Raw genomic sequence first — 6,824 nt, forward strand, 5'->3', positions numbered from 1 at the left:
GCCGGGGCCCAAAAACCCGTTGAGATCCGATTCAGATCGGCTGGCCCTGGGGGTCGACTTCGGCACCAGTGGGCTGCGGCTGGCCCTGGTCGATTCCAATAGGGAGGCGGTGGACGGCGGCGAGCAAGCCGCCCCCTATCCCTCCCCCTTTGCCGATCCATCGGGCTGGCTGATCGGCCTCAAGGCCCTGGTGGCGGCCCTCCCCGCCCGGCTTCGCAGGCGGGTGGGGGCGATCAGCCTGGATGGCACCTCCGGCACGCTGCTGCTCTGCCGGCCCGATGGCATCCCCTTGGGCGACGCGCTGCCCTATGCCATCGCCTGCCCTGAGCAGGCCGACGCCGTGAGGGCCCTGGTGCCCGCGGGCTGCCTGGCTGCCGGTGCCAGCAGCAGCCTGGCCCGGGCGCTGCGGCTACTCGGCCAACATCGGGGCGGCCCCTGCCTGCTGCGCCACCAGGCCGACTGGCTGATGGGCTGGCTGCTCGGCCAATGGCAGTGGGGCGAGGAAGGCAACAACCTTCGCCTGGGCTGGGATCTTCAGAGCGGAGCCTGGCTGGGCTCCCTCGGCGAGCAACCCTGGAGTGCTGCCCTGCCGCGGATCGTGCCCAGCGGCAGCTGCCTCGGCCCCCTGGACCCGGTGGCGGCGTCGGCCCTGGCTCTGCCCCTGGATTGCCAGGTGGTGGCCGGCACCACCGACGCCAATGCCGCCGTGCTGGCCGCTGAGCCCAAGCCTGATGATGGGGTCACCGTTCTCGGCACCACGCTGGTGTTGAAGCAATTCGTTGCCGGGCCGATCGACGCCCCGGGGGTGAGCTGCCATCGCTTGGCCGGCCGCTGGCTGGTGGGTGGAGCCTCCAATGCCGGGGGCGGCGTGCTGCGTCGCTTCTTCAGTGATCCCCAGCTGGAGGCCCTGAGCCGCCAGATCGATCTCACCCGTCCCAGCGGGCTGATGCTGCTTCCACTGCCGGCGCGAGGCGAACGCTTCCCCGTCGATGACCCCGACCTGGAGCCGATCCTTGGCCCGAGGCCTGTCAGCGATGCCCTTTATCTACAGGGGCTGCTGGAGGGACTGGCCAGGATCGAAGCGAGGGGCTGGCAGCGGCTGAACGCCTTGGGCGCTCCGCCGATTGAGCGGGTGATCAGCCTGGGCGGTGGGGCGCGCAATCCCCAGTGGCGCCAGTTGCGGCAGCGGGCCCTGGGCCTGCCGGTGCTGAACCGCCCCGGGCTCTCTTCCGCCCTGGGCACGGCGAAGCTGGCCATGCGGGGCCTGGGTTGACGCCGCGCAGGATGCACGGCAGGGCCGAGGATGGCTGGGTTCCGATCCTGATCAAGGTTCCCACCATGAACGAACGCATCCGAGCCGTGGCATCGATGGGCCTGTTCGTGGTTCTGGCGGGATTCGTGGCCTTCAGTGGGTTCCGGCTGGCTCTGCTGCTGTGGCAACGGTTCGCGGTGGGCTGATTCCGGCGCAGCCAGCCAGAGCGGCGTCAGAATCAGCGGCATCCCAGCCCACCACCCCATGGCCGCCGATCCCCTCACCCCCGCTGTCAGCGCCAGGATCTGCCTGCACATGAACAATGACCACGGCGAGGCCGTGCTCTCCTACGCGCGCCACTACGGCGGGGTGGCAACGGCCCAGTCGGCCCGCCTGCTGGAGGTGGGCGCCGAGGCGATGGAACTGGAGGTCGACGGCAGCACCGTGGCGATCCCCTTCGATCACACCCTCACCGACAGCGAGGACGCGCACCGCACCCTGGTGGCGATGCTGCGGGCCCTGCCCCGTCCCTGAGTGCAGAGTGCATCCCCGGTGCATCGGCCGGGGCCAGACCAGCCAGCGGGGGGAACCCTGAACGGGTCACGCCGCTGCGCTGCCGGAGGCCTGCCCATGTTCCACGCCCTGCTCCAGGGATGCCTGGAGCTTCTCATCCAGCCCTGCTGCGCGGTCTGCGGCAAGGCCCACGACGCAGGGCGTGACCAGCCGCTCTGTGGCCCCTGCCGGGAACGGCTGGAGCTGCCGGAGGGCGGGCTGCAGGGACAAGCGCCCCTGCCCTGGTGGAGCCTGGGCTGGTACCAGGGGGGCCTGCGACAGGTGTTGCTGGGGCAGCGCCGCAATCCCCAGCCGGCCACCCTGCAGGGCCTGGCCAAGGGCCTGCGTTCAACGCTGCCGGCCCCGCTGCTGGCTGGTGCCGTGCTGGTGTCGATCCCCAGCTGGAAGCAACGGGGATCGAATCCACTGCCAGGGCTGATCTGCCAGGGGTTGGCCCTGCCCGTGATTCAACCGCTGCGGCGAAGGCGCCCCACCCTGGGCCAGCACCATCTGAACCGAACCCTGCGGGCCCTCAATCAAGCCGATGCCTTTGTCTGCGACCCTGCCACCAGCGCTGGCGAGACCCGGCAGAGGCGCCTGCGGCCGGTGCTGCTGGTGGACGACATCCTCACGACCGGAGCAACGGCCGCCGCCGCCGCCATCGCCCTGCGGCAAGGAGGCTTTGCCGTGGCGGGGCTGCTCTGCCTGGCCCGAACCCCGGCCCCGGGCCGTGATCTAAGATCCGTGGTTGCTACAACCGTGGCAAGCCGGGATAGCTCAGTTGGTAGAGCAGGCGACTGAAAATCGCCGTGTCCCCAGTTCAAATCTGGGTCCTGGCATCCTGACCTCGAACAAGACAACTCCCTTGTCTCCCTTGTTCCCCTTGCTGCATGCGAACTCCCCCCGAGCGCAATCCCAACCAGCTGTTCAACAATGCCGACAGCTTCGGCATCGTGTTCGATGAGGCCTGGCGGCGGCACAGTCTGGAGAATCCCGACCACGGCCTCAGCCGTTCCCAGAAGCTGGAGTTGATCGTCGGTCAGCTCGGCCACCATCCCTTTGCTGAAAGTTCACCGGAACTGATCCACCAGGTGGCCGAGTTCCGGCTTCGGCTGCTTCGCCTTTAAGCCAGCCCATAGGATTTCCGGATGACCAGCTCCCTGCAGCGATTGGTGCGGATGCTGAGCGCCGGCTTCAGCAACCAGGACCAGGCCTTCGACAATCCGCCCCTCTACGCCCACATCCTGGTGCGTTTCCGGCCCTTGCCCCAGCTGGCTCCGGGGTCGCTGCTGCTGGAGCAGGCCTACGCCTTCGCGCCCGCTGAGCCCTATCGGATACGGGTGCTGAGGGCCGTGCAGGAGGGTGAAACCCTGCGGATCCACAACCAGGCCATCGAGGACGAGCGCCGCTTCTGGGGAGCGTCGGCGGATCTGGAACGCATGGCCCAGCTCGAAGCCAAAGACCTGCGACCGCTGGAGGGTTGCTCCTATGTGGTGCGGGAGGAGGGCGATGGCTTCGTGGGCGAGGTCGAGCCGGGGTGCCGTTGCCTGGTGGAGCGCAAAGGGGCAACCGCCTACCTGGTGAGCAGCTTTGAGCTGGATTCCGCGGGCATGCGCACGATCGACCGCGGCCACGATCCCGTCAGCCACGCGCTGCTGTGGGGATCGCTGGCCGGACCCTTCGCCTTCCAGAGGACCGATGATTTCAGCCAGGACATCCCCCCCGACTGGTTCCCTGCCTGAGCGTGGGCGGCAGCCTGCCATCCATCCCCATGAAGGCCTGGGTCGTGAAGGAGTGTGATGGCTTGGGAGCCTGAGCGTATGTGCTCAAGCAGCCGGCTTACATTCATCGCCCTTGTACCGATGAGCGATGGGATTGCCCCTGCTGGAAACTGCTCCGATCACCCAGAACGCTCGGGTCAAGAGCTTCCTGATTGGGAGTGAGGAGGAGCCTCGCCGTTCCCCTGAGGGGGCAACCCGCAGCCCCCAGGCGATGGATGAGCTGATAGAGCGTGCCTATCGCCAGATCTTCTTCCATGCCTTCAAGGTGGACCGTGAACCCGTGCTGGAGTCGAGGCTTCGCCGTGGAATCATCACCACCAAGCAGTTCATCCGCGGGTTGTTGCTTTCTGGAAAGTTTCGTCGGGATTTTTATCGTTGCAACAGCAATTATGCGATTGTTGAGCAGATCGTGGGCAGGGTTCTGGGGCGGTCCGTCCATGGCGAGGGGGAACGCATTGCCCTCTCGATCCTGATTGCCGACCGTGGGCTGGAAGGCTTCGTCGACAACCTGCTCAACTCCGAGGAGTACCGCAACACCTTCGGGGAAGACGAGGTGCCCTATCAACGGTCCCGGGTCCTCGCCGGCAGAGCCGGTGGGGAGCTGCCGTTCAACCAAAAGGCCCCCCGCTACAGCACCTACTGGCGTGAAATCAGCGCCCAACGGGCACCCGCCAACCCGTTCAGTGGGGGCGGTGTCAACTTCAGCGGGGGGCAGATGTCTCCGGCCTGGGTCGGAGGGAAGCCCCCCAGGCTTGCCCAAACCGCCTGGCTGGCCCTGGCTGCCGTCGGCACCCTGGAGCTGGTGCGGATCGTGCTGACCACGGCCGGCGCGATGTTGAGCACCGGCGCTGCTGGCGGCTGATCCCTAAGGGCGCGCGCGCACTACCTTGCCATCAGGCACGCAGTTCATCCATGAAGGGCTGCTCTGCCTCCTCGGGGAACGGATCCTCCCCGAAGGCCAGTTGGGCCTGGGCTGGGCAGGGAGCCGCTACAGAAGAAGAATCAGGGCTCGGCACAGGCTGGGCGTGAAGAACCTGGAGGCGGGGCGGGGCAGCTCCGCTGGTCTGGAACAACGCCGAATCCCGCGCCAGCAGAGCCTCAAGCCTGCCAATCCTCAGTTCGGTCTGCTCGAGAAGGTCCATTGCCACGGCGGAACCATCCACCGCCGAAGCGGAGACTCCGTCGAGACGGTGGACCAGGGCTTCGCAACCCGCCAGCCGCTCCTCGAGCTCCAGAAGCCGGAGGGTGAGCGTTTCGCTGAGCTGGCTGAGGGACTGGAGTTGCTCGCTGAGCTGTTGGGGCCAGGGAGGAGTCGACGGAGGCAACGTCATCGGCCGGTTGGGGCACTGCGCTGGCCGGATGGTATCGGGGTTCAAGAAGCGCGCCAGACCTGGACTTTGTAACGATTCCGAAAACCGCCATCATCCAGGGAAGTGGACCCATAGGATTTCGGTGCATTCAGTGTCCCTATCGGGAGGCTTAGCAAGAGCGCTGATCCTTCCTGCAACACGTTGCCCTCCCCCCTTTCCCGGCCCACAAGCCCATGACACTCGTCAACGCTGCCTATCTGGGCATCGATCGGTTCACGAACTCCAGAGACCAGCAGGATTGGTCCAACGCTACAGAAGTCGACAAGGCCAGCCTGATCCGGTCTGTCTACCAGCAGGTACTTGGCTATCAGTACGTCTTGAAAAGTGAGCGACTTGAAGGACCGGAGTCCCTATTTCGGCGTGGATATCTCAGTGTTCGTGAATTTGTGCGCCAGGTCGCCAAGAGCAACCTCTACAGGAAGCGCTTCTTTGAAAGCACCAACCCTTATCGCTTCATCGAACTGAACTTCAAACACCTCCTCGGGCGTGCCCCCCAAAACAAAGGGGAAATGCTCCACCATTTCACCATCCTTCAGGAACAGGGCTTCGACGCCGAGATTGATTCGTACCTCGACAGTGCCGAGTATCAGGATCGTTTCGGCGAAGATCAGGTCCCCTTCCTGCACGGTTGGAATTACTCCATCGGCCAGCAGGGCCTGCAGTTCTCCTACCTCCTCCAACTCACCCGTGGGGTGGCCGCTTCCATCAAGGGTGATCTGGCCAAGAACCAGTCTCGTCTGAATCCTGCCGTACACAAAGGCGCCGCCATCCCAGTGGTGAGCCCGAATGCCAAGGGATCAAGTTTCCGCAGTGTGGAAGCTGATGGTGTCACCCGCATGGGTGTGGGCGCGGGTGAGCAGGGCCGCACCTATCGCGTTGAGATCACAGGTTTCAACAACTATCGGCTGCACAAGCGCAGCAATCGGGTGCGCTTCATTCCCTACGAGAAACTGCTGGAATACAATCAGCAGATCCACAAGGAAGGTGGACGTATTGCCAGCCTCACCCCTGTTAACTAGCCAATCACGACACGTTTCTACGTCTTGACACCATGAAAGTTTCAGCAGGTACCCGAGGAAGCAGCTTCAGCAGCAATCGGCAGGTGACCATCAAGGTCACCGGCCTTGTCAACAACGACTATGTCCGCAGTTCCGACTGCGTCATGCAGGTTCCCTACACCCGCATGAATGACACCTTGCGCTTGGTCAACCGCCTTGGTGGCAAGGTCACCGACGTGAGCGTGAGCGGTGGCGAAGGCGCTCCAGCGGCTGCAGCTGCTCGCAAATCGAAGCAGCGTGCCAACGACTGAACAGCCCAGTCATGCTGTTCCACATTCCCCCCTACCGGGGGATTGTTTTGCTTTCTCACCGCAGTGAAGGAAGCGAGGGGATCAGTTCAGGCATGCAGAGGCTGCTCCACAAGAAGATCTCCGCCAAACAATCCGCTCATCACCCTACAGAGTGCCCAATGCAGGCGCAGAGGGAGTCTTGAGACACCTGGAGAAGCCTTGAAACCGACTGCAGGACAGAGGGATTGCCATTCCGATGACTGTTTGTTACGCCTTGCCCACAACTGCCAGGCCAGGTCCAAAAATACTTGCGTCCAGTCGGGGGTCACTGGCTGAGGCCTCACATGCATGCCAAAGCCTGATGCAACTGACCTGGCACCATAAAAGGATCCAATCCTTTTCTGCCTTTCACCCACTCCCGGCCCAATCTGTCGAGAACAGGAGCTTTTAAGACATGTTCGACGCCTTCACCAAGGTCGTTGCCCAGGCTGATGCCCGCGGCGAATTCCTCAGCTCATCCCAGATCGATGCCCTGGCTTCGGTCGTTGCGGACAGCAACAAGCGCATGGATGCCGTCAACC

9 protein-coding genes, 1 tRNA gene and 1 pseudogene are annotated in these 6,824 nt (G+C 64.4%); 10 read left to right on the forward strand and 1 reads right to left on the reverse strand.

The features are described from left to right. The first annotated feature begins 19 nt into the window (after positions 1-19). From KBY66_RS14030 to KBY66_RS14060, 7 genes are all read left to right on the forward strand, one after another. Positions 20-1,273: an FGGY-family carbohydrate kinase gene (locus tag KBY66_RS14030; protein WP_255090234.1), complete on the forward strand. Its 1,254-nt coding sequence runs from the start codon at positions 20-22 to the stop codon at positions 1,271-1,273. Between the two features lie 243 nt (positions 1,274-1,516). After that, on the forward strand, positions 1,517-1,786 hold the full coding sequence (locus tag KBY66_RS14035; RefSeq protein WP_255090235.1) for a DUF2470 domain-containing protein: 270 nt from the start codon (positions 1,517-1,519) through the stop codon (positions 1,784-1,786). Between the two features lie 96 nt (positions 1,787-1,882). Continuing rightward, positions 1,883-2,605 (forward strand): ComF family protein, encoded by a 723-nt coding sequence (locus tag KBY66_RS14040; protein WP_255090236.1) that lies wholly within the window; start codon positions 1,883-1,885, stop codon positions 2,603-2,605. Continuing rightward, a tRNA-Phe gene (locus KBY66_RS14045) sits at positions 2,571-2,643 on the forward strand. The genes KBY66_RS14040 and KBY66_RS14045 overlap by 35 nt, the downstream gene beginning before the upstream one ends. Positions 2,644-2,694: 51 nt before the next feature. Next, complete coding sequence (locus KBY66_RS14050) at positions 2,695-2,931, forward strand: hypothetical protein (RefSeq protein ID WP_255090237.1); 237 nt, start codon at positions 2,695-2,697, stop codon at positions 2,929-2,931. A 21-nt stretch (positions 2,932-2,952) separates the two neighbouring features. Continuing rightward, positions 2,953-3,546, forward strand: a complete 594-nt coding sequence (locus KBY66_RS14055; RefSeq protein WP_255090238.1) for a chromophore lyase CpcT/CpeT — start codon at positions 2,953-2,955, stop codon at positions 3,544-3,546. 127 nt (positions 3,547-3,673) lie between these two features. Then, positions 3,674-4,447 (forward strand): phycobilisome rod-core linker polypeptide, encoded by a 774-nt coding sequence (locus tag KBY66_RS14060; protein ID WP_255090239.1) that lies wholly within the window; start codon positions 3,674-3,676, stop codon positions 4,445-4,447. 31 nt (positions 4,448-4,478) lie between these two features. On the opposite strand, the gene KBY66_RS14065 is transcribed toward KBY66_RS14060, so the two are convergent. Further along, positions 4,479-4,916, reverse strand: coding sequence for a hypothetical protein (locus tag KBY66_RS14065; protein ID WP_255090240.1), 438 nt, complete (start codon positions 4,914-4,916; stop codon positions 4,479-4,481). 212 nt (positions 4,917-5,128) lie between these two features. Here KBY66_RS14065 and KBY66_RS14070 point away from each other — a divergent pair, with 212 nt between their 5' ends. From KBY66_RS14070 to KBY66_RS14080, 3 genes and pseudogenes are all read left to right on the forward strand, one after another. After that, positions 5,129-5,974 carry a phycobilisome linker polypeptide gene (locus tag KBY66_RS14070; protein WP_255090241.1) on the forward strand — a complete coding sequence of 282 codons (846 nt, stop codon included), beginning with the start codon at positions 5,129-5,131 and terminating at the stop codon, positions 5,972-5,974. Positions 5,975-6,057: 83 nt separating this feature from the next. Further along, complete coding sequence (locus KBY66_RS14075; RefSeq protein WP_255090242.1) at positions 6,058-6,264, forward strand: phycobilisome linker polypeptide; 207 nt, start codon at positions 6,058-6,060, stop codon at positions 6,262-6,264. Positions 6,265-6,697: 433 nt separating this feature from the next. Further along, a pseudogene (locus KBY66_RS14080) lies at positions 6,698-6,824 on the forward strand (phycocyanin subunit beta); the annotation flags it as partial.

This window comes from Synechococcus sp. Tobar12-5m-g, assembly GCF_024345415.1.
GTDB lineage: Bacteria > Cyanobacteriota > Cyanobacteriia > PCC-6307 > Cyanobiaceae > Regnicoccus.

Bases quoted from the DNA above. Each gene is read 5' to 3' on its own strand.
- KBY66_RS14035 (WP_255090235.1), top strand. From the start codon at position 1,517: ATGGCCGCCGATCCCCTCACCCCCGCTGTCAGCGCCAGGATCTGCCTG.
- KBY66_RS14040 (WP_255090236.1), top strand. From the start codon at position 1,883: ATGTTCCACGCCCTGCTCCAGGGATGCCTGGAGCTTCTCATCCAGCCC.
- KBY66_RS14050 (WP_255090237.1), top strand. From the start codon at position 2,695: ATGCGAACTCCCCCCGAGCGCAATCCCAACCAGCTGTTCAACAATGCC.
- KBY66_RS14055 (WP_255090238.1), top strand. From the start codon at position 2,953: ATGACCAGCTCCCTGCAGCGATTGGTGCGGATGCTGAGCGCCGGCTTC.
- KBY66_RS14060 (WP_255090239.1), top strand. From the start codon at position 3,674: ATGGGATTGCCCCTGCTGGAAACTGCTCCGATCACCCAGAACGCTCGG.
- KBY66_RS14065 (WP_255090240.1), bottom strand. From the start codon at position 4,916: ATGACGTTGCCTCCGTCGACTCCTCCCTGGCCCCAACAGCTCAGCGAG.
- KBY66_RS14070 (WP_255090241.1), top strand. From the start codon at position 5,129: ATGACACTCGTCAACGCTGCCTATCTGGGCATCGATCGGTTCACGAAC.